The sequence below is a fragment of the Streptomyces sp. SUK 48 genome, from assembly GCF_009650765.1.
Lineage (GTDB): Bacteria > Actinomycetota > Actinomycetes > Streptomycetales > Streptomycetaceae > Streptomyces.
In genome coordinates this window covers 6,402,708-6,428,807 of the sequence record NZ_CP045740.1, presented here as the reverse complement: position 1 = coordinate 6,428,807, position 26,100 = coordinate 6,402,708, and the positions used below count along the sequence as shown (strand labels likewise).

At 72.3% G+C, this 26,100-nt stretch carries 27 protein-coding genes and 1 tRNA gene; 13 read left to right on the top strand and 15 right to left on the bottom strand.

Going from position 1 to position 26,100, the window contains the following annotated elements:
* Positions 1–103: 103 nt before the first annotated feature.
* Complete coding sequence (locus tag GHR20_RS28495; RefSeq protein WP_153814791.1) at positions 104–886, bottom strand: hypothetical protein; 783 nt, start codon at positions 884–886, stop codon at positions 104–106.
* A 47-nt stretch (positions 887–933) separates the two neighbouring features.
* Between GHR20_RS28495 and GHR20_RS28490 the strand changes: the two genes are divergently transcribed.
* Positions 934–1,122, top strand: coding sequence for a DUF5703 family protein (locus GHR20_RS28490; protein ID WP_046424025.1), 189 nt, complete (start codon positions 934–936; stop codon positions 1,120–1,122).
* 109 nt (positions 1,123–1,231) lie between these two features.
* Here the strand turns inward: GHR20_RS28490 and GHR20_RS28485 are convergent, their stop codons facing one another.
* The 3 genes from GHR20_RS28485 to GHR20_RS28475 form a co-directional block, all read right to left on the bottom strand.
* On the bottom strand, positions 1,232–2,023 hold the full coding sequence (locus GHR20_RS28485; protein ID WP_111585181.1) for a chaplin: 792 nt from the start codon (positions 2,021–2,023) through the stop codon (positions 1,232–1,234).
* A gap of 140 nt (positions 2,024–2,163) precedes the next feature.
* On the bottom strand, positions 2,164–2,397 hold the full coding sequence (chpH, locus tag GHR20_RS28480) for a chaplin ChpH (protein ID WP_111585180.1): 234 nt from the start codon (positions 2,395–2,397) through the stop codon (positions 2,164–2,166).
* A 214-nt stretch (positions 2,398–2,611) separates the two neighbouring features.
* Positions 2,612–3,937 carry a M20/M25/M40 family metallo-hydrolase gene (locus GHR20_RS28475; protein WP_153814790.1) on the bottom strand — a complete coding sequence of 442 codons (1,326 nt, stop codon included), beginning with the start codon at positions 3,935–3,937 and terminating at the stop codon, positions 2,612–2,614.
* Positions 3,938–4,149: 212 nt separating this feature from the next.
* On the opposite strand from GHR20_RS28475, the gene GHR20_RS28470 reads away from it, so the two are divergent.
* Positions 4,150–4,237: transfer RNA gene (locus GHR20_RS28470), tRNA-Leu, on the top strand.
* 102 nt (positions 4,238–4,339) lie between these two features.
* On the opposite strand, the gene GHR20_RS28465 is transcribed toward GHR20_RS28470, so the two are convergent.
* Both GHR20_RS28465 and GHR20_RS28460 read right to left on the bottom strand, forming a co-directional pair.
* Positions 4,340–5,065 (bottom strand): class I SAM-dependent methyltransferase, encoded by a 726-nt coding sequence (locus GHR20_RS28465; RefSeq protein WP_153814789.1) that lies wholly within the window; start codon positions 5,063–5,065, stop codon positions 4,340–4,342.
* A gap of 82 nt (positions 5,066–5,147) precedes the next feature.
* A complete protein-coding gene (locus GHR20_RS28460) occupies positions 5,148–5,618 on the bottom strand; it encodes a hypothetical protein (protein ID WP_153814788.1) in 471 nt (156 codons plus the stop codon).
* Between the two features lie 271 nt (positions 5,619–5,889).
* Between GHR20_RS28460 and GHR20_RS28455 the strand changes: the two genes are divergently transcribed.
* On the top strand, positions 5,890–6,666 hold the full coding sequence (locus tag GHR20_RS28455) for an XRE family transcriptional regulator (RefSeq protein ID WP_153814787.1): 777 nt from the start codon (positions 5,890–5,892) through the stop codon (positions 6,664–6,666).
* A 45-nt stretch (positions 6,667–6,711) separates the two neighbouring features.
* The gene (polX, locus tag GHR20_RS28450) at positions 6,712–8,445 is read left to right on the top strand and encodes a DNA polymerase/3'-5' exonuclease PolX (protein ID WP_153814786.1); all 1,734 of its coding nucleotides are present in this window, start codon (positions 6,712–6,714) and stop codon (positions 8,443–8,445) included.
* A gap of 32 nt (positions 8,446–8,477) precedes the next feature.
* On the opposite strand, the gene GHR20_RS28445 is transcribed toward polX, so the two are convergent.
* Together GHR20_RS28445 and GHR20_RS28440 are read right to left on the bottom strand one after the other, a co-directional pair.
* Positions 8,478–9,767 carry a phosphoribosyltransferase family protein gene (locus tag GHR20_RS28445; RefSeq protein WP_153816165.1) on the bottom strand — a complete coding sequence of 430 codons (1,290 nt, stop codon included), beginning with the start codon at positions 9,765–9,767 and terminating at the stop codon, positions 8,478–8,480.
* A gap of 10 nt (positions 9,768–9,777) precedes the next feature.
* On the bottom strand, positions 9,778–10,092 hold the full coding sequence (locus GHR20_RS28440; RefSeq protein ID WP_111585177.1) for a dsRBD fold-containing protein: 315 nt from the start codon (positions 10,090–10,092) through the stop codon (positions 9,778–9,780).
* Positions 10,093–10,249: 157 nt separating this feature from the next.
* Here GHR20_RS28440 and GHR20_RS28435 point away from each other — a divergent pair, with 157 nt between their 5' ends.
* The gene (locus GHR20_RS28435) at positions 10,250–10,627 is read left to right on the top strand and encodes a YchJ family metal-binding protein (RefSeq protein WP_153814785.1); all 378 of its coding nucleotides are present in this window, start codon (positions 10,250–10,252) and stop codon (positions 10,625–10,627) included.
* A gap of 33 nt (positions 10,628–10,660) precedes the next feature.
* Here GHR20_RS28435 and GHR20_RS28430 read toward each other — a convergent pair whose 3' ends face one another.
* On the bottom strand, positions 10,661–11,362 hold the full coding sequence (locus GHR20_RS28430; RefSeq protein WP_111585175.1) for an FCD domain-containing protein: 702 nt from the start codon (positions 11,360–11,362) through the stop codon (positions 10,661–10,663).
* 141 nt (positions 11,363–11,503) lie between these two features.
* Between GHR20_RS28430 and GHR20_RS28425 the strand changes: the two genes are divergently transcribed.
* Together GHR20_RS28425 and GHR20_RS28420 are read left to right on the top strand one after the other, a co-directional pair.
* Positions 11,504–12,028, top strand: a complete 525-nt coding sequence (locus GHR20_RS28425; protein ID WP_111585174.1) for a gluconokinase — start codon at positions 11,504–11,506, stop codon at positions 12,026–12,028.
* 35 nt (positions 12,029–12,063) lie between these two features.
* Positions 12,064–13,461: a gluconate:H+ symporter gene (locus tag GHR20_RS28420; protein WP_153814784.1), complete on the top strand. Its 1,398-nt coding sequence runs from the start codon at positions 12,064–12,066 to the stop codon at positions 13,459–13,461.
* A gap of 110 nt (positions 13,462–13,571) precedes the next feature.
* On the opposite strand, the gene GHR20_RS28415 is transcribed toward GHR20_RS28420, so the two are convergent.
* The 3 genes from GHR20_RS28415 to GHR20_RS28405 are packed head-to-tail and all read right to left on the bottom strand — an operon-like array spanning position 13,572 to position 15,937.
* The gene (locus tag GHR20_RS28415; RefSeq protein WP_153814783.1) at positions 13,572–14,204 is read right to left on the bottom strand and encodes a cytochrome b/b6 domain-containing protein; all 633 of its coding nucleotides are present in this window, start codon (positions 14,202–14,204) and stop codon (positions 13,572–13,574) included.
* Positions 14,188–14,904 carry a molybdopterin-dependent oxidoreductase gene (locus GHR20_RS28410; RefSeq protein ID WP_241670986.1) on the bottom strand — a complete coding sequence of 239 codons (717 nt, stop codon included), beginning with the start codon at positions 14,902–14,904 and terminating at the stop codon, positions 14,188–14,190. The genes GHR20_RS28415 and GHR20_RS28410 overlap by 17 nt, the downstream gene beginning before the upstream one ends.
* Positions 14,905–14,956: 52 nt before the next feature.
* The gene (locus GHR20_RS28405; protein ID WP_153814782.1) at positions 14,957–15,937 is read right to left on the bottom strand and encodes a hypothetical protein; all 981 of its coding nucleotides are present in this window, start codon (positions 15,935–15,937) and stop codon (positions 14,957–14,959) included.
* Positions 15,938–16,333: 396 nt separating this feature from the next.
* On the opposite strand from GHR20_RS28405, the gene GHR20_RS28400 reads away from it, so the two are divergent.
* From GHR20_RS28400 to GHR20_RS28385, 4 genes are all read left to right on the top strand, one after another.
* The gene (locus GHR20_RS28400; protein WP_111585305.1) at positions 16,334–17,230 is read left to right on the top strand and encodes a DMT family transporter; all 897 of its coding nucleotides are present in this window, start codon (positions 16,334–16,336) and stop codon (positions 17,228–17,230) included.
* Positions 17,231–17,271: 41 nt separating this feature from the next.
* Complete coding sequence (locus GHR20_RS28395; protein WP_153814781.1) at positions 17,272–17,832, top strand: NUDIX domain-containing protein; 561 nt, start codon at positions 17,272–17,274, stop codon at positions 17,830–17,832.
* Positions 17,833–17,966: 134 nt separating this feature from the next.
* Positions 17,967–18,989, top strand: a complete 1,023-nt coding sequence (locus tag GHR20_RS28390; RefSeq protein WP_153814780.1) for a phosphotransferase family protein — start codon at positions 17,967–17,969, stop codon at positions 18,987–18,989.
* Between the two features lie 5 nt (positions 18,990–18,994).
* Positions 18,995–20,209 carry an acyl-CoA dehydrogenase family protein gene (locus GHR20_RS28385; protein WP_153814779.1) on the top strand — a complete coding sequence of 405 codons (1,215 nt, stop codon included), beginning with the start codon at positions 18,995–18,997 and terminating at the stop codon, positions 20,207–20,209.
* Between the two features lie 49 nt (positions 20,210–20,258).
* On the opposite strand, the gene GHR20_RS28380 is transcribed toward GHR20_RS28385, so the two are convergent.
* Genes GHR20_RS28380 through GHR20_RS28370 form a run of 3 tightly spaced genes read right to left on the bottom strand, consistent with a single transcriptional unit; the run spans position 20,259 to position 23,324 of the window.
* Positions 20,259–20,852 carry a TetR/AcrR family transcriptional regulator gene (locus GHR20_RS28380; RefSeq protein WP_153814778.1) on the bottom strand — a complete coding sequence of 198 codons (594 nt, stop codon included), beginning with the start codon at positions 20,850–20,852 and terminating at the stop codon, positions 20,259–20,261.
* A gap of 28 nt (positions 20,853–20,880) precedes the next feature.
* Positions 20,881–22,554, bottom strand: a complete 1,674-nt coding sequence (locus GHR20_RS28375) for an AMP-binding protein (RefSeq protein WP_111585166.1) — start codon at positions 22,552–22,554, stop codon at positions 20,881–20,883.
* Positions 22,551–23,324, bottom strand: a complete 774-nt coding sequence (locus GHR20_RS28370) for an SDR family oxidoreductase (RefSeq protein ID WP_153814777.1) — start codon at positions 23,322–23,324, stop codon at positions 22,551–22,553. The genes GHR20_RS28375 and GHR20_RS28370 overlap by 4 nt, the downstream gene beginning before the upstream one ends.
* Positions 23,325–23,447: 123 nt before the next feature.
* On the opposite strand from GHR20_RS28370, the gene GHR20_RS28365 reads away from it, so the two are divergent.
* Complete coding sequence (locus GHR20_RS28365; RefSeq protein ID WP_153814776.1) at positions 23,448–24,707, top strand: DUF1343 domain-containing protein; 1,260 nt, start codon at positions 23,448–23,450, stop codon at positions 24,705–24,707.
* An 87-nt stretch (positions 24,708–24,794) separates the two neighbouring features.
* The gene (locus GHR20_RS28360; RefSeq protein WP_194859014.1) at positions 24,795–26,093 is read left to right on the top strand and encodes a serine-threonine protein kinase; all 1,299 of its coding nucleotides are present in this window, start codon (positions 24,795–24,797) and stop codon (positions 26,091–26,093) included.
* Positions 26,094–26,100 lie beyond the last annotated feature (7 nt).

Sequence of the window (26,100 nt, the reverse complement as noted above, 5' to 3'; positions counted from 1 at the left end):
CGACGGACCGGGGCCCCGGCGCCGCCGTGGTGAGGATCACCCGTGGCGGCGCTGTGCGGCGGTGCCGTACCGGCTTCGCGCCGTCACGGCACCGCCGCCGAGGTCACCTGCCGGCGCCCCGGACGCCCGCGCCGTCGGCCTCGCCGTCGTGCGCGTCGCCCTGCGCGCCGTCGTGCTCTTCCAGGTCCTCGTCGTCCACGAATTCCAGGTCGTCGTCGGCGTCCGGGTCGGTGTCGTCGTGCTCATCGTGTTCGTCGTCGTGTTCGTCGTCCTCGTCGTCGAACACCGCGCTGACGTCGAAGCGGCACACGACCGCCTGTGGATCGAAGTGCTCGAAGGGGGCCTCCAGCCACTCCCCGGCCTCCGGGGCCTCGTCGGCCGCGGTGACCCAGAGCGTGGAGTCGCCCTCCTCCAGGCCGAACTCCTTGTGCCGGGAGGCGATCTCGTCCGGTTCGAACTCGCCGAAGAGCAGGCCCAGCGCCCCGGGGACGGTGCCGGCGGCGTCCTCGTCCAGGCCGGCGAGGTCCTCGAAGTCCTCCGCGGCCTCGACCCGCTCGGCCTGGGCCAGCAGCCGCTGGGGCTCCGCCACGGTGTAGTCGCGGCGGATCAGCACGCTGATCGCGTGGGGCTCCTCGGGGCCCGCGTACGGCGGCAGCGTCTCGTCGGCGCCGGGGATCTCGAAGGGGGTGACCTCGTCGTAGCGGTCGTAGAGCAGCTCGTCGTACACCTCGGCGGCCGCGGCCAGCTGGTTGAACGCCTCGAAGACGGCCGGGTCGTCGTCTCCCGACCTGCGTTCGACCGCCGCCAGGTGACGGTCGAGCGCGGTCTTGATCGCCTCGGCGGCGGCGCGTACCTCGGCAGCGGTGGGCTGCGCAGCATCAGACATAGTGCAGACGCTATCCGTACCGGGCACCAGCCCGCACAATAGATGCGATGCCGGAATACGAATTTGTCGACGTGTATGTCCCTCGCGGGGTGTCCCGCAAGGAGACCGCACGTCTGCTGACGGACCATGCCGAGTACGGACACTGGGAGTTGGACCGCCTGAGCCTGCTGCGCGACGGCAGCCGCAAGGTCCGGCTGCGGCGGCGGATCATCCGCCAGGTGCGGGCCACCTGGTGAGGCGGCACCGCTGAGGGCGACAACGGCGCGAAAGAGGCGGAGCGGGCCCGCCCACAGGGCCGGACCCGCTCCTCATGTGCCGTCCGTCACGGCATGATCGTCCGCCGGGTCAGGCCCCGGCCCGTGCCTTGCGGTAGAGCACGGCGCCCGCGATCAGCGCGCCCGCGCCGGCCGGCAGCGCGAGGCCCAGCGGCAGGTCGCTGCCGGTGTGCGCGAGCTGCCCCGTGGTCACGGACGCCGGGGGCGCCTGCGGCACGTGCACCTGGTGGGCGGGCGGGGTCGCCGGGGTGCCCGGGGTGCTCGGCTTGCCTGGGGTGGTCGGCGTGCCCGGCTGAGTCGGGTGGCTCGGGTGGCCGGGGTGACTCGGGTGACCGGGGTGACTCGGCTGGCCCGGGTGGCCGGGGTGGCTCGGCGGGATGGTGTGGCCGCCGCCCGGCGGGGTGCTGGGCGTACCGCCGCCGTTGGAGCAGTGGTTGCCCAGGGCCGGGTTGCCCACGCCGACGACGTCGACGCTGTTGCCGCACGCGTTCACCGGGACGTCGATCGGCACCTGGACGGTGTTGCCCGATCCCACGCCCGGCGAGCCGGAGGTGTGGCCGCCCGCGCTCGAGCCGCCCGAACCGCCGGCGCCGCCGTGGCCCTGACCACCGTGGCCGCCGCCGGAGTTGGTGCAGGCGTTGCCCATCGCCGGGTTGAGGAGCCCGACGACGTTGACGGTGTTGCCGCACACGTTCACCGGCACATGGACCGGTGCCTGCACGGTGTTGCCGGACAGGACGCCGGGTGAACCGGTGGCGGCGCCGGACGCGCCCGCGTCCGCGTGTGCCATACCGGTCGCGGCGGCGAGTACCCCGGTCGCCGCCGCCATGGTCATCAGACCTTTACGGGTTCCTGGTCGCATTGCTGCGTACCCCCCTGCCTTCGCTTGCCTTCACTGTCTGGAAAAGGCCGGTCGGCCTCGGAGCACATGGCGCGCGCTCCGAGGCCGACGGCTGGAAGAAGACGCCCCTCGGGGTGGAAAGCCCCTGCGGGGAACCGGTGTCAGCCGTTGACGCAGGTGTTGCCGAAGGCGGGGTTCAGGAGCCCGATCACGTTGATCGTGTCGCCGCACACGTTCACCGGAACGTGCACGGGCACCTGGATGACGTTGCCGGAGACGACACCCGGGGAGTTCAGGGCGGCACCCTGGGCACCGGAGTCGGCGACGGCCAGGCCCGCGCCCGCGAGAACCAGCCCACCGGTGGCAGCCGCGGCAGCGACGACCTTCTTGATCATTGTTCCTCCTCGTTGGCAAGGCGGCCCCAAGGTGCGGGGTCGCATCACCTGTAACGAGGAGGGAGTAATGGAGCTACGAGCTTATGGTCGCATTCACCCTTCTCAGTCGATCTCGAACGCGCGGCCGAAACCGAGGCGGCCCTGCTCGAACGCCCCGGCGGCCGCTCAGGAGGCGTCGAACCGGCGGCCGCTCAGAAGGCGTCGATGAAGGCGCTCAGGAGGCGTCGATGAACCGGTCGAGCACCCGCACGCCGAACTGGAGACCGTCCACCGGCACCCGCTCGTCCACGCCGTGGAACATGCCGGCGAAGTCCAGCTCCGGCGGCAGCTTCAGCGGGGCGAAGCCGAAGCCGCGGATGCCGAGGTCGTCGAAGGACTTGGCGTCGGTGCCGCCGGAGAGCATGTACGGGATCGCCTTGGCGATGGGGTCCTCGGCGAGCAGCGCGGACTGCATGGCCTCGACCAGCGCCCCGTCGAAGCTGGTCTCGACGGCCTTGTCCGCGTGCACGTCCTCGCGGCGCACGTGCGGGCCGAGCAGCCGGTCGAGGTCGCCGAGGAACTCCTCCTCGTACCCGGGCAGGAAGCGGCCGTCGATGTGCGCGGTGGCCTCGCCGGGGATGACGTTGACCTTGTAACCGGCGTTCAGCTGGGTCGGGTTGGCGGTGTTGCTCAGGGTCGCGCCGATCAGCTTGGCGATGCCGCCGAGCTTGGCGATGGTCGCCTGCATGTCCTCGGGGTCCAGCTCGGTGCCGAGCGCGTCGCCCAGCTCGTCGAGGAAGGCCCGGGTGGTCTTGGTGACGCGGACCGGGAACGTGTGGCGGCCGACGCGGGCGACCGCCTCGGACAGCTCGGTGATGGCGTTGTCGCGGTGGATCATGGAGCCGTGCCCGGCGGTGCCGGCCACGGTGAGCTTCATCCAGTGCATGCCCTTCTCGGCCGTCTGGATCAGATAGAGCCGCCGCTGCTCGTTCACGGTGAAGGAGAAGCCGCCGACCTCGCTGATCGCCTCGGTGACGCCCTCGAACAGCTCGGGGTGGTGGTCGACCAGGTGACGGGCGCCGAAGGTGCCGCCCGCCTCCTCGTCGGCGAGGAAGGCGACGACGATGTCGCGCGGGGGCCGCCGCCCGCTGCGCAGCCGGTCGCGCACCACCGCGAGGGTCATGGCGTCCATGTCCTTCATGTCGACCGCCCCGCGCCCCCAGACGCACCCGTCGGCGATCTCGCCGGAGAAGGGGTGGTGGGTCCAGTCGTCGGCGTTGGCCGGTACGACGTCCAGGTGGCCGTGGATCAGCAGGGCGGGCCGGGAGGGGTCCTCCCCCGCGATGCGGGCCACGGTGGAGGCGCGGCCGGGGTGGGACTCGTAGATCTTCGGCTCCAGGCCGACCTCCGCCAGCTTCTCGGCGACCCACTCGGCGGCCTGGCGCTCGCCGGGCCCGGAGTGGTCGCCGTAGTTGCTGGTGTCGAACCGGATCAGGTCGCGGCAGAGGTCGACGACCTCGTCCTCACCGGTGATGCCCTGGGCCGTGTCCTTCTCGCTCACGCTGCTTCCTCCCGCTTCCCTGCTGGTGGGTCCCCCTCATCCTCTCTCCGCGCGCGGCCCGGGCCCAAGACCGGTCCCGGCCCGTCACACGCCGTTCACGCCCGCCGGCCCCGGACCGGGGGTGATCAGCCACCCCCGAAAGCCTGGTAATGTTTCCTCTGTCGCCGCGAGGAAAACCCCGCCGAGGGAACACCGCGCACGACAGACACCTTGTCCGGGTGGCGGAATGGCAGACGCGCTAGCTTGAGGTGCTAGTGCCCTTTATCGGGCGTGGGGGTTCAAGTCCCCCCTCGGACACCAGCAGAGACCCCAGTTGATCTGGGGTTTTTTGCGTTCGTGACCTCCCCGTGCCTCCAGTCGTGAATCCGGAAGACCATCGAGGACGGGAAACGGCCTGGCACCTCACCAGTCCTGGTTTCTTGATTCGTCCGGACGCCGGGCGACAGGTGAGTCTCCCCGTACGGCGCGGACCAGAAGCGTGCCTGTGGTGCGCGTGTCCTGCTCCGGGGCCGGGAGCACGGTGGCGGTCACCTCGGCGAACCCGTGGTCCTCGAGCCGTGAGCACCAGATCTCGGGCTCGTAGTCCCATCGTTTCACGATGGCCGGATCTTCGTCGGCTCCGCGGGGGATGTAGGACGCCTGGCAGCCGTAGCAGCCTTCTACCGGAGGGCGCTGAGAGAAGGCGAAGACGCCGCCCGGCCGGAGACTGCCGTGGATGAGGGGCAGCAGCAGGCCGGGGTCGGTGAACCAGGCTGCGCCGAAGACGCTGTAGATCGCATCGAAGATCGTGGACGTGTCCCGCAGGTATGCCGGTGCGTCGCTCTGGTGAAGTTCCATGCCGCCGACGTCGGGCCAGCGGTCACGCGCCTTGCCGAGCTGTTTCGCGGACAGGTCGACGCCCACCGGCTTCATGCCGAGGGTGGCGAGGTGGGCGAGGTTGCCGCCGGACCCGCATCCGAGGTCGAGCACGGCAGCCCCCGGTTCGAGCGCCAGCGCTTCCGCCCCGGGGCCGTGGTCGGCGTACTGGGTCCAGTTGAACCAGGTGGTCTCGCCCTTGGCATTGGTGAGCCTCCGCTGCGGCTTGGTCTGTGAGTAGGTGTCCCATGCGGAGCTACGAGCGTCAGTCATGCGGGGGTCCGTTCTCATCCATGGCCTCAGCCGCCCGGCACGATACCGGGCGGCTGAAGCGGATGCGGGCGTTCTGCGGCTGTTACTTGCTCCTGCCGCTGTTCGGGCTGTCGGTGCACCCGGCGTACGACTGGGTGCAGTCGGCGGCGCCGTTGACGGGCCAGAACTCGGAATCGGTGACGAAGCCGGCCGCGCGGATCATCTCGGCCGTCCGACGCATCGCGGCCCGGCCCTCAGCCGGGTCGTGTGCGACGCTGTCGCGGTCGGGAACGTGATGGATGAACCCGCCGAGCGCGCCGCAGAAGTCGGCGTAGGGCTTGGTGTGCAGGATCGCCGCGTGCCAGAAGAGATCCACCCGGAGGCTGGGGGCCGCCTTCTCCGTGGTGCGCGCGGCGACGGCGAGGAACGCGGCGAGCTGGTCGACACCGCGCTCGCCCTGGTCGTCGGTCATCTCCGGCCAGTGGTCCTCGCGGACCATGGTGATGAGGTCCGCCCGGAAAGCTGGGCTGATCAGGCTGAGGACGCTGGTCCTGTCGTGCTGTGTGGTCGTCACGTCTGTGCCTTTCTGGTCAGGAGACCGGGTGATCCCGTGGGGTCGGTCCCGGACGCGCACCGGGCGCATCGGCAGAGCGGCACGCCTTGCCGGAGCCGCGGGACACCCGAATGGTGAGGGTCACGTCGATGAGGTGATGCTCCCGCTGCCGGAATGACGGAACGACGACGCTTCCGGCGTCGTCCGGATGTCACTCAGAGGGGCGTCAATGACGCCTTAGTGGGCGTCAAACCGGTGTCATCGGCGTGGTGTCGGGACTAGCTTTGACGTCATGACGACGACCGCCGTGGTGCCGAATGATGTGCTGCGGGCCGTGCGTATCGGCCTGCGCTTAAGCCAGGACGACTTCGCCAAGGCTCTACGCCGGGCCGGGCAAGAGCTGGGGGAGCCCAACGAAGCGTCGAAGCGTCTGGTACAGCGCTGGGAATCCGGCACGAGCAAGACGCCCCGGGGTGTGTACGCAAGGGCGTTGGAGCGAGTCACGGGCCGCCCGGTAGAGGCCCTGGGGTTCACCCTGCCGGTACCGATGGCGAGGGTTCACGCAGACGGCGAAGGAGGGCATGACATGGACGCAGGAGGAGACGGGGTCGCCTCCGCTGCCGTGACCTCGCAGACAGTGCGGACGACCGCTGAGAACTACTCGGGGGTGTGGCTCAGCCGCTACGAGTTCTTCTCATCGAGTCGGGATGAGACCTACGAGGGCAAGCACTACGTGGTGATCGTCCAGCACGGGAACCGGCTGACGGCACAGAGCCTGCCAGGCGCGTCCTCGAACCCGGACAGCCCTCTCACCCTGGACCTGACCGTGGATCGCAACGTCATCACTGGTTCGTGGGTGGAGCAGACCGCTTCGGACGGCTACTACAACGGCGCTCGCTATCACGGTGCGGTGCAAATGCTTGTGGAGCCGACCGGCCGGCGCATGGCGGGAAAGTGGGTCGGGTTCGGCAAGGACTTCGATGTGAACACGGGTCCGTGGGAGCTGCGACTGGTGGACCGGTCCACAGCGAAGGCCGCGCTGGAGCGGTACAGCCGACCGCCGGAGTAGCTAGCTGGGGGCGCCGCGTGGCGGTCTGGTTTTTAGACTGGGGGTGTGGCCCGGGTCAATGGTGAGGTCGAGGCGATTTTGCGGGAGTACGCCGATCTCATCGCGATCACCGGAGGTGACGCGTTCAAGGCGCGTGCCTACGAGAAGGCGGCGCGTGCCGTCGGGGGGTATCCGGCCGATGTCTCGAAGCTGGACGAGGAGGGGCTGCGGGAGATCCCGAACGTGGGGCGGTCGATCGCGGACAAGGTGATCGAGTACCTGCGGACCGGGAAGATGGCGGCCGTCGAGGAGCGGCGGGCGAAAATTCCCGCCGGGGTGCGGGAGCTGATCACCATCCCGACGCTCGGGCCGAAGAAGGCGCTGCGGCTGTACGAGGACCTGCACATCTCCTCGGTGAGCGAGCTGGCCGCGGCGATCGAGGCGGACCGGCTGGCCGATCTCAAGGGGTTCGGGGAGAAGACGCAGGACAACATCCGGCACGGGATCGAGCTGCTGCGGCAGGCGGGGGCGCGGGTGCCGCTGTCGGTCGCGCTGGACACCGCCGAGGAGATCGTCGGCGCGCTGGAAGCGGTGACCGGGTGCCGGCGGTGCGCGTACGCGGGGTCGCTGCGGCGGATGCGGGAGACCGTCGGGGACCTGGACATCCTGGTGGCGGCGAGGAAGTCGGGGCCGTTCATGGCGGCGCTGTGCGAGCTGCCGGGCACGGCCGAGGTGATCGCGCGGGGCACGAAGAAGACGTCGGTGCGCACCGGCAAGGGGCTCCAGGTGGATCTGCGGGTGCTGCCGCCGGACTCGTGGGGCGCGGGGCTCCAGTACTTCACCGGGTCCAAGGCGCACAACATCCGCACCCGGACGATCGCCGTGCACCGGGGGCTGAAGCTGTCGGAGTACGGCGTGTTCGACGCGGAGAGCGGGGAGAGCGGGGAATCGGTGGCGTCGCGCACCGAGGAGGAGGTGTACGCGCGGCTGGGGCTGCCGTGGATCGTGCCGACGCTGCGGGAGGACCGCGGGGAGATCGAGGCGGCGCTGCGCCGGGAGCTGCCGCAGGTGGTGACCGAGCGGGACGTCTGCGGTGATCTGCACACGCATACGGATCTCACCGACGGTCTGGCGTCCCTGGACGCCATGGTGGAGGCGGCGGCGGAGCGCGGGTACGCGTACTACGCGGTGACCGATCACGCACCGGACCTGTACATGCAGCGGATGACGGACGAGAAGGTCCTCGCCCAGCGGGAGCGGCTGCGGGAGCTGGACGGTACCCGTCGCCGGATGCGGCTGCTGCACGGCACCGAGCTGAACATCGGGCCGGACGGCGGGCTCGACTGGCCGGACGCGTTCCTGGCCGGCTTCGATCTGTGCGTGGCCTCGCTGCACTCGCACTTCGACCTCGGGCGCACGGCGATGACGCGGCGCCTGGTGCGGGCGGTGGAGAACCCGCACGTGAACATCCTCGGGCATCCCACCACCCGGCTGATCGGCCGCCGGGCGGGGGTGGACGCGGACTGGGACGAGGTGTTCGCGGCGTGCGCGCGCACCGGTACCGCGCTGGAGGTCAACGCGCAGCCGGACCGGCTGGACCTCGGGGACGAGGACATCCTGCGGGCGCGGACGCACGGGGTGCGGTTCGCGGTGAACACCGACGCGCACTCGGTGCCGCATCTGGCGCAGCTGCGGTACGGCATCGGCACCGCCCAGCGCGGCTGGCTGACCCCGGACGAGGTGATCAACACCTGGCCGCTGACCCGGCTGCGGCGGTTTCTGCGCAAGGGCGGGCGCTGAGCCCGGCGCGGACGCAGCGGCGGCGGTGGGTTTTACACGTGCGCGGCCGCCAAGTGGTCCGTGAACCAGTCGCGGGCCAGTTCGGTGACCCGTTCCAGCGTGCCCGGTTCCTCGAAGAGGTGGGTGGCGCCGGGGACCGTCTCCAGCCGGTTCTCGCAGCGCAGCCGGGAGCGGGCGTCCCGGTTGAGGTCGAGGACCAGCGGATCGGCGCCGCCGACGATCAGCAGGGTGGGCGCGGTGACCTCGGGGAGCCGGGGTCCGGCGAGGTCGGGGCGGCCGCCCCGGGAGACGACGGCGGCGGGCCGCCCCTCGACGGCGGCCCACAGGGCGGCGGCCGCGCCGGTGCTGGCGCCGAAGTAGCCGAGGGCGAGGCCGCGGGCGGAGGGCTCCGCGCGCAGCCAGTGGGTGGCGGCGAGGAGCCGGCCGGCCAGCAGCGGGATGTCGAACACGTTGTCGCGGTCCGGTGCCTCCGCGTCGGTGAGCAGGTCGAACAGCAGGGTGCCGAGTCCGGCGCGGTGCAGGCCCTCGGCGACGTGCCGGTTGCGGGGGCTGTGCCGGCCGCTGCCGCTGCCGTGCGCGAAGGCGACGACGCCGGTGGCGCCCTCGGGCACGGTCAGGCTGCCGCCCAGCCGTACGTCCCCGGCCGGCACGCTCACTTCCCGCTCCGTGCCCCCGGCGCGCGTACGGCGCCGCCGTGCCCGGCGCAGACACGCCGTGACCTCGGCGTCCTCGGTCTGCGTGAAGTCGTCGTAGAACTGTCCGACGGCGGCGAAGTCCCAGGGTGTCAGGAGGCAGACGACGTCGTCGGCGTCGCCGCCGAGGCGGCGGGTGAAGTCGCGGGGGGCGACGGGGACCGCGAGCACGACGCGGGCGGCGCCGCGGGCGCGGGCGACCCGGCAGGCGACGCGGGCGGTGGAGCCGGTGGCCACCCCGTCGTCGACGACCAGGGCGGTACGGCCGGCGAGCGAGATGGCGGGGCATTCGCCCCGGTAGCGTGCGGCGCGTTCGGCGAGCACCCGGCGCTCGCGTTCCTCGACCCGGGCGAGTTCGTCGTCGGATACGCCGGTACCGCGCAGCACGTCGTCGTTGAGCACCCGTACGCCGTCCTCGCCGATCGCGCCCATCGCCAGTTCGGGCTGGTACGGCACTCCGAGCTTGCGTACGAGGCAGACGTCCAGCGGAGCGTCCAGGGCCTCGGCGACCTCGGCGGCCACCGGCACTCCCCCGCGCGGCAGCCCGAGCACCACCACGTCCGGGCCCCGCAGACGGAGCAGGCGGGTACCGAGCCCGCGCCCCGCCTCCAGCCGGTCGGCGAACCGCACGGCGGTCACCTCACTCCCGGGGGAGCCAGAGCGGCGTGGGGTCCTCCGTGTCGGCCGCGCCCAGCGCCCGCATGTCGCCGTTGGCGGCGCGCACCAGCAGCCGGCCCATGGCGATCAGGGCGCGCCCGGCGGCGAGTTCGTCGCCGATCTCGGGGATGTCGCGGTCGTACGGGTTGCGGCGGGCCTCGGCGTGGCTCTCCAGGACGTTGTCCCCCGTGTCCAGGACGATCCGGGCCGTGGTGTCCGGGTCGTGCTCGGACAGGTACAGGTTCAGCCGCCACTCCTTGACGGCCGGCGGGTGATGGCTGGTCACGGGTCGGGTCATCGTCCGTCCCTCCTCCTCGCGGCGCGGCCCCCCGGGGGACGTCGGGCCGTACGTCCGCTGCGGGTCCGCCCGTTCTCCACTGTGCACCCGCCCGGCGGTGGACGCCTCCCCTGCCCCGGGCCCGGTGCGGCCGTCCCGTCCCGGCACAATGGGGCGCATGACCACGCACGCCACCTGCCCCTGCGGACTGCCGCAGTCCTACGACGCCTGCTGCGGCCGTTTCCACTCGGGCGCCGCGGGCGCGCCGAGTGCCGAGCTGCTGATGCGCTCGCGCTACTGCGCCTTCGTCAAGGGGGACGCGGGGTATCTGCTGCGCACCTGGCATCCGCGGACCCGGCCTGAGCGGCTCGATCTCGATCCCGGGATGCGGTGGACCGGTCTGGAGATCCTCGACGGCACCGACGGGTCCGCCTTCCACGCCACCGGGACGGTGACCTTCCGCGCCTCCTACCGGGGCGGTTCGCTGTGCGAGCGCAGCCGGTTCGAGCGGGTGGCGGGGGCGTGGGTGTACGTGGACGGGGACTTCCTGGAGTAGCGGGACCCCGGAAAACACCCTCCGGCGCCCGCGTCACGGCGCCAGGATGTCCAGTTCCTGGAGCGCGCCCACGGTGATCTGCCGGGTGAGTTCCTCGGCGCGCACCGCGTCCCGGGCGCGCACCGCCTCGGCGACCCGCACATGCAGGGTGACGGCCGCCGGGTCGGGGTCCTCGAACATGACCTCATGCTGGGTGCGGCCGGTCAGCACCTCGGCCACGACGTCGCCGAGGCGGGCGAACATCTCGTTGCCCGAGGCGGTGAGGATGACCCGGTGGAAGGCGACGTCGTGGAACAGGTACTCCGCGAGCCGGTGGCCGCGGGAGTGGGCGACCATGCCGAGCGCGCACTCGGTGAGTTCGGCGCACTGCTCGGCGGTGGCGTGCCGGGCCGCGAGTCCGGCCGCGGCCGGTTCGATCGCGGAGCGCAGCACGGTGAGGGAGCGCAGCTGGTGGGGGCGGTCGGCGCCGGCCAGCCGCCAGCGGATGACCTGCGGATCGTAGACGTTCCACTCGCACTTGGGGCGGACGGTGACGCCGACCCGGCGGCGGGACTCGACCAGGTGCATGGATTCCAGGACCCGCACCGCCTCGCGCATCACGGAGCGTGACACCTCGAAGTGCTGAGCGAGTTCGTCGGTGCGCAGGATGCTGCCCGGCGGGTACTCGCCCGCGGTGATCGCGGGGCCGAGGCTGTCCAGTACGCGGCCGTGCAGCCCCCGGCCCGGTGTGCTCATGCACTCAGCGTACGGCGTAGGTCACGGAAACAAAAAGTCAGACTTATACATCACAGACTCTTGAATTCGTCGTACCTAATGGGTTTCAGTGTGGCGACGCCGCCGTGGCGTCGGATGTCGAGGAAGACAGCGAGGCAGTACATGCGAACCCCCCAGGTCGTCGTCGTGATGGGCGTCGCGGGGACGGGCAAGACCACGATCGGTCCCCTGCTCGCCGCGCGGCTGGGCGTCCCGTACGCCGAGGGCGACGACTTCCACCCCAGGGCCAACATCGACAAGATGACGGCCGGGACACCGCTGGACGACAGCGACCGCTGGCCCTGGCTGGACGCCATCGGCCACTGGGCGCACGGGCGGGCGGGACTGGGCGGAGTGGTCAGCAGTTCGGCGCTGAAGCGGGCGTACCGCGACCGGCTGCGGGCGGTGGCGCCCGGGGTGGTGTTCGTACACCTGACGGGCGACCGGAAGCTGATCGAGGACCGGATGGCGCACCGGCGGGGCCATTTCATGCCGACCGCGCTGCTGGACTCGCAGTTCGCCACGCTGGAGCCTCTCGGACCGGACGAAGCGGGCGTCGCCGTGGACGTCACCGGCGGCCCGGAGGAGATCGCCGAACGCGCCGTACTGGCACTGGACGGGCTGTCCACCGCATCCGCGCAGCAGTAGCGTTCCCCAACTCCCCGTAACCGCAAGGAACCCCCGTGACCAGACTCAGCGTCGAGATGCTGGCAGCGGACGCCCCTCCGCCGATCTCCACCGCAGGACACGCCCAGCTGGGCATCGCCGTCCTGGTGGGCATCGCGGTGATCGTCCTGCTCATCACCAAGTTCAAGCTGCATGCCTTCCTGGCGCTGACCATCGGGTCGCTGGCGCTCGGCGCGGCGGCCGGCGCGCCCCTCGACAAGGTGCTCACCAGCTTCACCACCGGGCTCGGCGCCACGGTCGCGAGCGTCGGTGTGCTGATCGCGCTGGGCGCCACGCTCGGCAAACTGCTCGCCGACTCCGGGGGCGCGGACCAGATCGTGGACACGATCCTGGCCAGGGCGAGCGGCCGGGCGATGCCGTGGGCGATGGTGCTCATCGCCTCCGTGATCGGACTGCCGATCTTCTTCGAGGTCGGCATCGTGCTGCTGATCCCGGTCGTGCTGATGGTCGCCAAGCGCGGCAACTACTCCCTGATGCGCATCGGCATCCCGGCGCTCGCCGGTCTGTCCGTGATGCACGGCCTGATCCCGCCGCACCCCGGCCCGCTGGTCGCGATCTCCGCGCTGCACGCCAACCTGGGCGTGACGCTGGCGTTCGGCATCCTGGTCGCCGTCCCGACGGTGATCGTCGGCGGTCCGCTGTTCTCGAAGGTCGCGGCCCGCTGGGTGGACGTCCCCGCGCCGGAGCGGATGCTGCCGCAGCGGCCCTCGCAGGAGCTGACGCGCCGTCCGAGCTTCGCCGCGACGCTGGTCACCATCCTGCTGCCGGTGGCGCTGATGCTGCTCAAGGCGCTGGTGGACATCGTCATCGACGACCCGGCGAACACCACGCAGCGCGCCTTCGACGTGATCGGCGCCCCGCTGATCGCCCTGCTGGCCGCCGTGATCGTCGGCTTCTTCACGCTGGGCCGGCCCGCCGGGTTCAGCAAGGAGCGGCTCCAGGCCACGGTGGAGAAGGGCCTGATGCCCATCGCGGGCATCCTGCTGATCGTGGGCGCGGGCGGCGGCTTCAAGCAGACGCTGATCGACTGCGGTGTCGGCCAGATGATCCTGGACGTGTCCAAAAACTGGTCGATCCCGGCGGTGCTGCTGGCCTGGCTGATCGCCGTGGTGATCCGGCTGGCGACCGGTTCGGCGACGGTGGCGACGGTCTCGGCGGCCGGTCTGGTGGCCCCGCTCGCGGCCGACATGTCGACCGCGCACACCTCGCTGCTGGTCCTGGCGATCGGCGCCGGCTCGCTCTTCTTCAGCTTCGTCAACGACGCCGGGTTCTGGCTGGTCAAGGAGTACTTCGGGCTCACCGTCGGCCAGACCGTCAAGACCTGGTCGGTCATGGAGACGATCCTGTCGGTGGTCGGCGGCGCGCTGGTGCTGGTGCTGTCGCTGGTGGTGTAGCGGCCGACGGCGGTACGACGCGAGAAGGCCCGCCCCCTCTGTGGGGGCGGGCCTTTTCGTGGGCCTTCTCGCGAACCTTCGCACGGGCCTTCGCGCGGGCCGGAATCCGTTCACGGGCGCGGCCGCCACAGCGGGTGCCGCCGTTTCGCCCACTCCCGGCTGACCGTCCCCGTGCGCAGCCCCTCCCTCGCCTCCGGGTCGCCCAGTGCCATGCCGATGTGGCCGGCGAGGACGACCGCGATGGTGAGGGCGAGCCAGTCGTGGACGAAGGTGGCGGAGGTGCGCCAGACCAGCGGGGCGAGATGGGTGAACCACATCAGCAGGCCGGTGCCGAGCATGACCAGGGTCGCGCCGGCGATCCAGGCGGCGTAGATCTTCTGCCCGGCGTTGAACTTGCCCGCCGGGCGCGACCCCCGGCGCCGGTCGCGGAGCAGGGCGGCCCGCAGCCAGACCCTGTCGTGCGGGCCGAACCGGTTGAGGAAGCGCAGGTCGGCGCGGAAGGCGCGGGAGGCCAGGCCCAGCAGGACGGGGACGGGCAGGGCGAGCCCGGCGCACTCGTGGACGCGCACGACCAGTTCGCGGCGGCCGACCAGGACGGCCAGCTGGGGGATGTAGAGGACGGCCGCGGTCAGCACGCAGACGCCCATCAGCGCGGCCGTGGCCCGGTGGATCCAGCGCTCGGCCGCGGAGAAGCGGCGGATCCGGGCGGCGGGGCGGGCCGGGGTGTCAGCTCGTAGGCTCATCGGTGCGTCCGTTCGAACGGCCGACCCAGGCGTCGACGTCGTAGCCCAGCTTCTCCCAGTAGCCCGGCTCGACGCGGTCGGTGACGGTGATGCCGGAGAGCCACTTGGCGGACTTGTAGAAGTACATGGGCGCGACATAGAGGCGGACGGGGCCGCCGTGGTCGTGGCCGATGTCCTTGTTCTGCATGCGCAGGGCGACCAGGACGTCCGGGCGGCGGGCCTGGTCGAGGGTGAGGCTCTCGCTGTAGGTGCCGTCGAAGCAGGTGAAGCGGATCGCCCTGGCGGTGCGGCGGACCCCGGCGGCGTCGAGGAGGTCGGCGAGGCGTACCCCCTCGAAGGGGGTGCCGGGGACCCGCCAGCCGGTGACGCACTGGACGTCCCTGACCAGCCGGGTCTGCGGGAGGGCGCGCAGGTCGGCGAGGGTGTAGGCGCGGGGGCGGTCGACCAGGCCGCCGACGGTCAGGCGGTAGTCCGTGGCGTTCTTGTCCGGGACGGAGGCGGCGACCGAGTAGTAGCGGAAGCCGCCGCCGTTGGGCAGCAGACCGGTCAGGCCCGTCGGATCCTTGCCCGCGATGCCCTCCAGGGCACGTTGCAGGGTGGGCGCGGCGAGCACGCCGAGGGCGCCCAGGCCGAGGGTGCCGAGGAAGACGCGGCGGCCGACGGGGGTGCCGTCCCGTTCCTCGGGGGGTTCGGGGTTCACCCCCTCATTCGAACACCGGGCGCGCGGGGTGACCAGGGAACCGGGGCCCCGGTCAGGGATTCGTAAGAAATGCGGAGGCGCGGGCCGCCCGGAAGGCGGCGCGCGGGTCGCGGTGCGGGTAGCTCCAGGGGGCCCGGGTGGCATGGGCGCCGATGCGCCGGAAGAGGGCGGCGGCCTCGGCCGGGCGGCCCGCGCAGGACAGCGCGAACGCCAGGTGGTTGAGGTCGATGTGGCGGCGGGGGTGTTCGTCCTGCTCCCACTCCAGCCACCAGTCGAAGCCGGCCCGCAGGATCCGGCGGGCGCGCGGCCCGGACCAGTGCGCGCCGGCGGCGGGCTCGGCCGGGGCGAGGCCGGTGGCGGCGAGCACCCGGTAGCGCTCGGCGAGGGCGACGACCGGCAGCACGGCCAGCGGGGAGTCGGCGGGGGCCTCGGCGGCGGCCAGCTCGGCGAGGTCGTACACCTCGTGGGACTCGTACCGACCGCCCGAGGGGCGTTCGGCGAGGCGGGCGACGAGGAGATGGTGGGCGTGGTGGTGCTCGGGGTGGCGGCGGCACACCTCGGCGAACACGTCGAGGACCTCGCGCTCGGGTCCGGCGATCCGGGCGAGGCGGAGCAGTCCGAGCCAGGGGGTGGGGTCGGCGGGGGCGAGCGCGGCGGCCCGCTCGCACGCGGCACGGGCCCGTGCGGGGTCCTCCCGGCCGCGCAGGGCGCGCTGGACCCGGGCGAGGGCGAGCAGGGCCGCGGCGTCCGGGGAGCCGGGTTCGGCCCGGAGCCAGTCCCGGGCCCAGGCGGCGGCGTACGGCTCGCGGGCGAGCACGGTCAGCCGGTGGCCCCGGCGGTCCCAGTCGTCGCCGGTGTGCAGCAGCAGGGAGCGGGCGGCCTGGCGGCGGCCCTGGACCAACGCGGCGCGCGCGGCGCGCAGGTCCGCGTCGTCGAGGGCGTCGTCGTAGCCGCCGGGGAGGTCCGGTGCGGGGGCGCCGGACCGGACCGTGCGGGCCCGGCGCACGTCGAGCAGGGGCGGGAGTGGTGACACCGCGGGACTTCCTGTTTCTCGGGCTGCCATCGGCCGATCACACACAGCAAACCCGCAGGCCAAGGTTTGCGTCAAGCGGAACGCTGATGTTGGTGGGTTCAACTACCGTTCGTAGCAGGGACATTGGGGTATGAGCGCGGATACGTGACCGACCGTGAGGCCGGGCCGGAACCGGTGCGGGACCGGCGCGCGGCGGGGCGCAGCGGTCTACGCCGTGCCGTCGCGCGTCCCGTCGCCCCGAGGCGTGTGGCGTACGTCATGGCGCCCCCCGCCCCGGGCGCCGACCATGGCGGGTCGACCACCCCTTTCCGGGCGCTTGTGGGGCATGCCGCCCCGAGGGCGCTACAGTCGGCCCCTACGCGTCCGTGGTCCGGCCGGATGATCGAGGTACGCAGCGTGTCGGTTCTGGTTCTCCTCCTCGCCGTGAGCGCGGCCTGCTGTCTGGGCCTCGGCTTCGTGCTCCAGCAGAACGCCGCGCAACAGGCGCCGCTGAGCGACTTCCTGTCGTTCCGGCTGCTGCTCGACCTGATGCGGGTGCCGCGCTGGCTGGGCGGGCTCGCGCTGATGGTGGCCGGCATGGTGCTGGGCGCGGTGGCGCTCGGCAAGGGCGAGATCTCACTGGTGGAGCCGCTGCTGGCGACCAATCTGCTGTTCGCGCTCGCGCTCTCCCGGCACCAGACCAAGCAGCCGCTGGGACGCCAGGGCTGGGCGGGGCTGCTGCTGCTCGCGGGCGGGGTGAGCGCGTTCATCACGGGGGGCGAGCCCCGGGCGGGCAACGCCATCGCCGATCCGCTGCGGCACTGGCTGATCATCGGCGTGGTGGTGGGCGTGGCCCTGGCCCTGACGACGTACGCCAAGCGCTCCCGGCTGCACTGGGCCGCCGTGTTGCTGGCCCTGGCCGCCGGGCTGCTCTACGGGGTGCAGGACGCGCTGACCCGGGTGAGCGGCACCCTCTTCTCCGACGGCGGCTTCGCGGAGCTGTTCACCAGCTGGCAGCCGTACGGCGTGTTCGCGTGCGGGGTCACCGGTCTCGTACTGGTGCAGAGCGCGTTCGAGACGGCCCCGCTGCGGATGTCGCTGCCCGCGCTGACCGCGGCCGAGCCGCTCGCCGGGATCCTGTGCGGGGTGGGCTTCCTCGGCGACCGGCTGCGCACCGACACCGGGGCGCTGGCCTGGGAGGCGGCCGGGCTCGCGGGCGTGGTCGCGGGCATCGTGCTGCTCGGGATGCACCCGGCGATGCCCTGCGGCACGACGGAGTCGGAACCGCCGGCCCACGAACTCCAGCGCCGCTGAAGCCCTCCGCCGGGGCGCTGCCCCCGTGCTTGGATGAGGGCATGAATCCTGCTGACGAGATCCTCGACGTCGTCGACGAACACGACCGCGTCGTCGGGCAGTTGCCGCGCGGTGAGGTGTACCGGCGCGGGCTGCGCCACCGCTGTGTCTTCATCCAGGCCCGAAACGCGCAGGGGCGCCTGTTCGTGCACCGGCGCACGGCGACCAAGCTGGTGTTCCCCGCCCTGTACGACCCGTTCGTCGGCGGGGTCGTGGGCGCGGGCGAGTCCTACGACGAGGCGGCGCTGCGGGAGGCCGAGGAGGAGCTGGGCGTGTCCGGGCTGCCCCGGCCGACGCACCTCTTCACGTTCCTCTACGACGACGGCGCCGGGAAGACCTGGTGGTCGGCGGTGTACGAGGTGCGCTGCGAGCTGCCCGTGAACCCGCAGGCGGAGGAGGTGCAGTGGCACGACTTCCTCTCCGACGAGGAGGTCGAGGCGCGCCTCGGCACGTGGGAGTGGGTGCCGGACGGACTGGCCGCGTACGAGCGGCTCGCGGAGTTCCGCGCCGGGAACGCCGAGAACGCCGAGAACACAGGGAAGGCCAGGAACGCCGAGGACTGAGCCTCCCCCGCCGCCGGGAACCCGGTGGTCCCCGTCACGTTTCCCGTCCTGTTCGCCGCACCCACTGGACGACATACCGACCGGTCGGCATCATGAGTCGGGTCCTGATACCCGATCGTTCGCAGGAGTGACCCATGAGCGCCGACCACCCGCCCGGACTGGACCTGGACCGGCTGCGCGCCCTGCTGGAGCGGGAGCGCCCGGGACTGGTGCGGGGGCCGCTCACCGGGCGGCTGATCGAGGGCGGCCGGTCGAACCTCACCTACGCGCTCTCCGACGGCACCTCGCAGTGGGTCGTGCGCCGCCCGCCGCTCGGCCATGTCCTCGCCACCGCGCACGACATGAAGCGCGAGCACCGGGTGATCAGCGCCCTGCACCCCACCTCGGTACCGGTCCCCGCGCCGGTGCTGCTGTGCGAGGACGAGGAGGTGCTCGGCGCGCCCTTCTACATCATGGAGTTCGTGGCGGGCACGCCGTACCGCACCTCCGCGCAGCTCGCCCCGCTCGGCGAGCAGCGGGTGCGGGGCGCGGTGCTGTCCCTGGTGGACACGCTGGTCGAGCTGCACGCGGTGGACCCCGCCGGGGTGGGCCTCGGCGACTTCGGCCGCCCGGAGGGCTATCTGGACCGGCAGCTGCGCCGCTGGGGCAAGCAGCTGGACGCCTCCCGCGACCGCGAGCTGCCCGGCATCGACGAACTCCACGCCGAGCTGGGCCGCAAGCTCCCCGCCTCGCCCGGCGCCACCGTGGTGCACGGCGACTACCGGCTGGACAACGTGCTGATCGGGGCGGACGACCGGATCACGGCGATCCTCGACTGGGAGATGTCCACCCTCGGCGACCCGCTGACCGACCTCGGCCTGCTGGTGATGTACAGCCGCTCCCTGGACATGCCGCACTCGCCCGTCTCCACCACCGCCGAGGCACCGGGGCACCCCGCGCCCGAGGAGCTGATCGAGCGGTACGCGGCGCGCTCGGGGCGCGATGTCTCGGCCGTCTCCTGGTACGAGGCGTTCGCGTTCTTCAAGCTCGCCGTGATCCTGGAGGGCATCCACTACCGCTTCACGCTGGGCCAGACGGTCGGGCGCGGCTTCGACCGGATCGGCGAGCTGGTGCCCGTCTTCATCGACCACGGACTGACCACCCTTCAGGAAGGCTGACCGTCATGGACTTCGCGTTCGACGCGCGTACCGAGGAGATGCGGGCCAAGCTGCTCGCCTTCATGGACGAGTACGTCTACCCGGCCGAGCCGGTCGCCGAGGAGCAGCGGGCCGCGCTCGCCTCGCCGTGGGACACCCCGGCGGTGGTGGAGGAGCTGAAGGCGCAGGCGCGCCGGCAGGGGCTGTGGAACCTGTTCCTGCCCGACACGGAGTACGGCGCGGGCCTGACGAACCTCCAGTACGCGCCGCTCGCCGAGATCACCGGCCGTTCCCCGCACCTGGCGCCCGTCGCGACCAACTGCGCGGCGCCCGACACCGGGAACATGGAGGTGCTGGCGCAGTTCGGCGACGAGGCGCAGAAGAAGCAGTGGCTGGAGCCGCTGCTCGCCGGTGAGATCCGGTCCGCGTTCGCGATGACCGAGCCGGAGGTGGCCTCCTCGGACGCCACCAACATCACCACCCTCATCGAGCGGGACGGCGACGAGTACGTCGTCACCGGCCGCAAGTGGTACATCTCCGGGGCGATGGGCCCGGACTGCCGGATCTTCATCGTGATGGGCAAGACGGACCCGGACGGCGCGGACATCCGCCGCCAGCAGTCCATGGTCCTGGTGCCGCGCGACACGCCCGGGGTGACCATCAAGCGGGCCATGCGGGTGTTCGGTTACGAGGACCACTCGCACGGCGGACACGCCGAGGTCGTCTTCGACCGGGTGCGGGTGCCGGTGGCCAACCTGATCGGTGAGGAGGGCGGCGGCTTCGCCATCGCGCAGGCCCGGCTCGGCCCCGGCCGGATCCACCACTGCATGCGGCTGATCGGCATGGCCGAGCGGGCGATCGAGCTGATGTGCCGGCGCGCGGTCTCCCGTACCGCGTTCGGCAAGTCCCTGGCCCAGCAGGGCGTGGTGCAGAACTGGATCGCCGACGCCCGGGTGACGGTCGAGCAGCTGCGGCTGCTGGTACTGAAGACGGCCTGGCTGATGGACACCGTCGGCAACCGGGGCGCGCACACCGAGATCCAGGCCATCAAGATCGCCACACCGCGCGCGGTGGTCGACATCCTGGACCGGGCGATCCAGCTGCACGGCGCGGGCGGGGTCAGCCAGGACTTCCCGCTGGCCGAGGTCTACGCGGCCGCCCGCACCCTGATGCTGGCCGACGGCCCGGACGAGGTGCACCAGCGGTCGCTGGCCCGGCGGGAGCTGAAGAAGTACCTGTAGGCGGACACGCGTGCGGGGCGGCCCGGGAAGGGCCGCCCCGCACCGGCGTTCAGGGACGCAGCGCGCGCAGCAGCAGGTCCGCGAGGTGGTCGGCCACCTGCTGGGGGCTCAGCGGCCCGTTGGGGCGGTACCAGGTGGACAGGTGGTGGACGGAGCCGAAGTGGTAGTCCACGACCAGGTCGGCCGGGGTCGCGGTGGAGAAGACGCCGGACTCCTGGCCCTCCTCGATGAGCGCGCGGAACCGTTCGTGGTAGCGGCGCCGTTCGGCCCGTACCTGCTTGTGCTTCTCCGGGCTCAGCTGGTGCATGGAGCGGAAGAAGATCGAGGCGTCGTCCAGGTTCTCGATGGTCGACACCACGACGTCCGCCGCCGCCTCGCGCAGCCGCCGCTCCACGGGCGCGTCCATGTCGGCGAAGTGGTCGAGCCGCTCCTGCTGGACGCGCAGCATGCGCGCGTACACCTCGTGCAGCAGATCGTCCTTGGAGCCGAAGTAGTGGTACAGCGCCCCCTTGGTGACGCCGGCCGCCTCCACGATCTCCTGTACGGATGTCCGGTCGTAGCCCTGCTCGGCGAAGAGCCGGGTGGCGGCGGCCAGAAGCCGCTGCGGAACAGGTGCTCCGTCGCCGTCCGTCGTCCTGGGCACTGCCGCCACCTGCCTTTCCGTGAGGTCGCTAGTCCTGGTGTCCGCCGTCGCCGCGGGAGCGGAGCTCCCGCCGGAGGATCTTCCCACTCGAGGTCTTGGGCAGCTCGGGCAGGATCTCCACCTGGCGCGGATATTTGTAGGCGGCCAGTCTCTCCTTGCAGTACACCGCGAGTTCATCCGGGTCCGCCTCGGCACCCGGACGCAGGCTGATGTACGCCTTGACGGTCTCCCCGCGGTAGCCGTCCGGGATGCCGACGACGGCCGCCTCGCGCACCGCCGGATGGGCGTACAGGACGTCCTCGACCTCGCGCGGCCACACCTTGAACCCGGACGCGTTGATCATGTCCTTCTTGCGGTCCACGACGTAGAGCCAGCCCTGCGGGTCCATGAACCCGATGTCGCCGGTGCGCAGTTCGCCCCCGGGGAAGGTCTCGGCGGTCGCGTCGGGGCGGCGCCAGTAGCCGGGGATCACCTGGGGTCCGCGCACCGCGATCTCGCCCTGCTCGCCGAACGGCACGTCCGCGCCGTTCTCGTCCACGATCCGTACGAGCGTGTCCGGTCCCGGCAGCCCGACCGCGAGCGTCCCGGAGACCGGGTCGACCGGTGCCTCCAGGCCGGAGGGCACGGAGGCGCAGGGCGCGGTGCACTCGGTGAGCCCGTACCCGTTGCGGATGTACGCCCCGAACCGCGCCCGGAACCCCTCCACCAGGGCGGGCGGCAGCGGGGCGCCGCCGGAGGCGAGGTGGACGAAGGAGGAGAAGTGCTCCGGGCCCGCCCCGGGGTGGGCGCCGAGCGCCATGAACGCGGTGGCGGGGCCGACCGTGAACACCGGGCGGTGCTCGGCGAACGCCTCCAGGACCACGCCCGGCTCGAACCGGTAGGCGAGCACCAGGGTGCCGGCGCTGTTCAGACAGGCGCCGAACTGGCAGACCATGCCGGTGATGTGGAACAGCGGCGCGAGCGCGAAGTAGACCGGGCCCTCGGGCAGCGGGAGCCCGGTGCGCTGCCGTTCCACGGTGTACATGATGTTGCCGTGGGTGTTGGTGGCGCCCTTGGGGGTGCCGCTGGTCCCGGAGGTGTAGCTGATCAGCGCGATGTCGCCGGGCACCGGGTCCCGCCCCGCGGGCGGCCGCCCGCCCTGCCGGGCCACGGCCACCAGGTCCTCGGCGTCCGGGGCCGCGGGCAGCCGCTCGAAGGCCAGCACCCGCTCGTCGTCGCGGGTCTGGAAATCCAGCTCGCACCCGGTGAGCACGATCCGCACCGGCGAGCCGGCCGCCGTCTCGCGCAGGTACGACTCCCACGCCCGGTCGGAGCAGATCAGCGCGGCCGCCTCGGCGTCCCGCAGCACATGGCCGACCTCGGCCGACTTGTACATCGGGTTGACCGGCACCACGGTCGCGCCCGCCTTCCAGGCGCCGAGCACGGCGAGCACGAAGTGCGGGGAGTTCTGCAGGAGTACGGCCACCCGGTCGCCGCGTTCCAGGCCGCGCGCGGCGAGACGCGCGGCGACCGCGTCGCTGAGCTCGTCCACCTCGCGGTAGCTCAGGCGGGCGTCGAAGTAGGCGAGGAAGGTGCGCTCGGGCGCCTTCGCGGCGGCGGCGCGCAGGGCGTGCACCAGCGAGTCGGCGGGGGCGACGGGCACCCGCTGGGCCTCGTTCAGCAGGGCCAGCCAGGGCCTGGCCGCGTACGGGGAGTCGCTCACGAGACCTCCTCCACCTTCTGCTGGAGGTGGTTCATGCCGGCCAGCCAGCGCTCGGGGTCCGCCGCGCGCACCTGGTAGCGGGAGCCGGTCTCCGGGTGCGGCAGGATCAGGAAGCGGTCCTCCTCGATGCCCTTGAAGAGCGCGTCGGCCACGTCCTGCGGCTCGATCGCGGTCGGCACCAGCACCACCTCGCCCGCGGTGCCGGTGGCCGCGAGCATGTCGGTGCGCACGCCCTCCGGGCAGATGGCGTGCACCTTCAGACCGCGGTGGCGGTACGTCAGGGACAGCCACTCGGCGAACGCGTAGGCGCCGTGCTTGGTGACGCTGTAGGAGGGGGCTCCGACCATGGTGAGCAGCCCGGCGGCGGACACGGTGGTGACGAACCGGCCGCCGCCCCGCTCCAGCCAGTGCGGCAGCAGGGCGTGGGCCGCGCGGACGTGCGCCATCACATTGACGTCCCAGGCCAGCGCCCAGGACCGCTCGTCCAGCGGCCCGGCGATGTCGCCGTCGGAGAAGCCCACCCCGGCGTTGGCGCAGTACACGTCGATGGTCCCGCCGAGCGCGTCCCGGGCGTCCTCGACGATCGCGGAGGCGTCCCCGGGCACGGCGGTCCCGCCGATCTCCTCGGCCACCGCCTTCGCCTTGCGCTTGTCCAGGTCGTTCACCACGACCCGGGCCCCGGCCCCGGCGAATCGCCGGGCCAGCGCGGCCCCGATCCCCCCACCGGCCCCGGTGACGACGACTCCCGCATCCTGCATGGCTTCCACCATCGGTCTCCTTCGACACGACGCGACTCGGCTCAGCGCGGCCAGACTAACCGGTCGGTATGTGTGAAGGAAGGGCCATCGCACCAACCTCTAGAGGCCCGTACCTTCCGCAGCAACGGAGGTCCCATGCAGCTGTCCCGAAGAAATCTCCTGGCCACGGCCACCCTGGCCGCCGTGCCTGCCGCGTCCCCCGAGCCGGCCGCCTCCCCCGCACCGGCCGCGTCCGCCCACCACCGGGCGTCCCTGCGCACCGGCTTCGAACGGCTCGCGGCCGACGGCTACCGGCTCCTCGACGGCCGGCGCGTCGGCATCGTCACCAACCCCACCGGCATCACCCGCGACGCCCGGCACATCGTGGACGTCATGCACGAGGACGGCCGGGTGAGGCTGACGGCGGTCTTCGGTCCCGAGCACGGCTTCCGCGGCACCGCGCAGGCCGGTGGCTCCGAGGGCCGCTACGACGATCCGGAGACGGGCCTGCCGGTCTACGACACCTACCTCAAGAGCGGCCGGCCGCTGGCCGACGTCTTCACCGCGTCCGGCGTGGACACGGTCGTCTTCGACATCCAGGACGTCGGCGCGCGCTTCTACACGTACATCTGGACGCTGTACGACTGCATGGAGGCCGCCCGCCTCGCCGGGAAGCGGTTCATGGTGCTCGACCGCCCGAACCCGGTCACCGGCCGCGCGGCCCAGGGCCCGGTGCTGCACAAGGAGTTCGCCACGTTCGTCGGCCGGCAGCCCCTCGCACAGGCGCACGGGATGACGGTCGCGGAGCTGGCCCGCCTGTTCGACAAGGAGTTCCTCGGCGGGTCCGTCGCCTTGGAGACCGTGTCGATGACGGGCTGGCGGCGCACGGAGTTCTACGACGCCTCGGCGCTGCCCTGGGTGCCGCCGAGCCCCAACATGCCCACCCCGGACACGGCGCTGGTGTACTCCGGCACCTGCATGTTCGAGGGCACGAACCTCTCCGAGGGGCGCGGCACCACCCGGCCGTTCGAACTCCTCGGCGCCGAGGGCATCGACGGCCGCTGGGCGGCGGCCGCGAACGCGCTGGGGCTGCCCGGGGTGCGCTTCAGGGAGGCGTACTTCGCGCCCACGTTCTCCAAGTTCGAGGGGAAGACGGCGGGCGGGGTGCAGATCCATGTGACGGACCGGGCCGCCTACGACCCCGTGCGCACCGGGATCGCCCTGCTGGTGACCGCGCGCAAGGTCTGGGACGGCTTCGCCTGGCGGCCGGACGACTGGATCGACAAGCTCACCGGTTCGGACCGGGTGCGCACGATGATCGACGCGGGCGCGGACACCGACGAGGTGGTGGGCGCCTGGCAGCCGGAGCTGGCCGCGTTCCGGCGGCTCCGGAAGGAGTACCTGCTGTACGGCTGAGACGCGCGGACTGGTTTCAACTCCTCTGTGTCGCGGGACAATTACACCGGGTAACGTGTCGTTCTCCGCGGGGCGAGGGAGCCTGACATGGCGGATTCCGGGATGAGCGTGTCTCCCTACTGGGAGCTGACCTTCGACACGAGCGGGGACGCCGACCCGCCCGAACGTCATCACCTGCTGGCCCAGGTCACCGAGCACGGCGTGCGTGACCTGGTCGTCTTCGCACACGGCTGGAACGAGGACCGCTCGGCCGCGACCGCCCTGTACCGCCGCTTCTTCGCGCCGTTCCCGGGGCTCGCGCCCAAGGCGCGCCTCGGGTACGTCGGGGTGGTCTGGCCGTCGATGCGGTTCAGCGACGAGCCGATCCCCGACTTCCCGAAGTCGGTGGCGGCCACGGCGGCGGAGGCGGCACCCGGGCCCGCGCTGGACGAGGACACCCGGCGCGGGCTGCTCGTCGCCTTCCCGGAGCGGGCGGACGTCGTCGACCAGTTGGCCCGGCTGCTCGACGAACGGCCGGCCGGCGAGGCGGGGTTGCCCCGGTTCGGGCGGCTGGTGCGGCTGCTGCTTGCGGGGACGGGGAGCGCGGCGGCCGACACCGACGAGGAGGGCGAGCCGGCCGTGTTCACCGAGGACCCGGCCACCGCGTGCGCCGAGTTCGCCCAGGCGCTGGCCGCCGTCGCGGCGCCGGGCGGCACCGAGGGGTTCACTCTGCCCAATCCCTGGGAGGGCGCGAAGGAGCTGCTGCGGCAGGCGGCGTACTACCAGATGAAGGGACGCGCCGGGACCGTCGGCGAGCATGGGCTCGGGCCGCTGCTGGGCAAGCTGGCGGCGCAGGCACCGGGGGTGCGGGTGCATCTGGTGGGGCACAGCTTCGGCGCGCGCCTGGTGGCGTTCGCGCTGCGCGGGCTGCCCGCGAAGGCGTCCCCGGTGAAGTCGGTGACCCTGCTCGAAGGGGCCTTCTCGCACTACGCGTTCGCGGAGCGGCTGCCCGACGACCCGCACAGGTCCGGCGCGCTGAAGGATCAGCAGCGGCGGATCGACGGCCCGTTGGTGTGCTGCCACTCGCACTTCGACGCGGCGCTCGGCACGTTCTACCCGCTGGTCTCGCGGCTCTCCGGGGACGACCGGTCCTGCCTGGGCGACGAGATCGCGGCCGTGCTGGGCCCGCGGTGGGGCGCGCTGGGCCATGACGGGGTGCAGGCGGTGCCGGGCACGGCCCGGCTGGACCTGGCCGGCGCCCTGGCGGGGAAGCTGCCCGCGGCGGGGTGTGTGAACGTGGACGCGGCGGCGGTGGTCCGCCGGGGCGGTCCGCCGGCCGGGGCGCACAGCGACATCCTGCACCCCGAACTGGCCCGGGTGGTGCTGGCGGCGGGCCGGGTCGCCTGACCCGCCG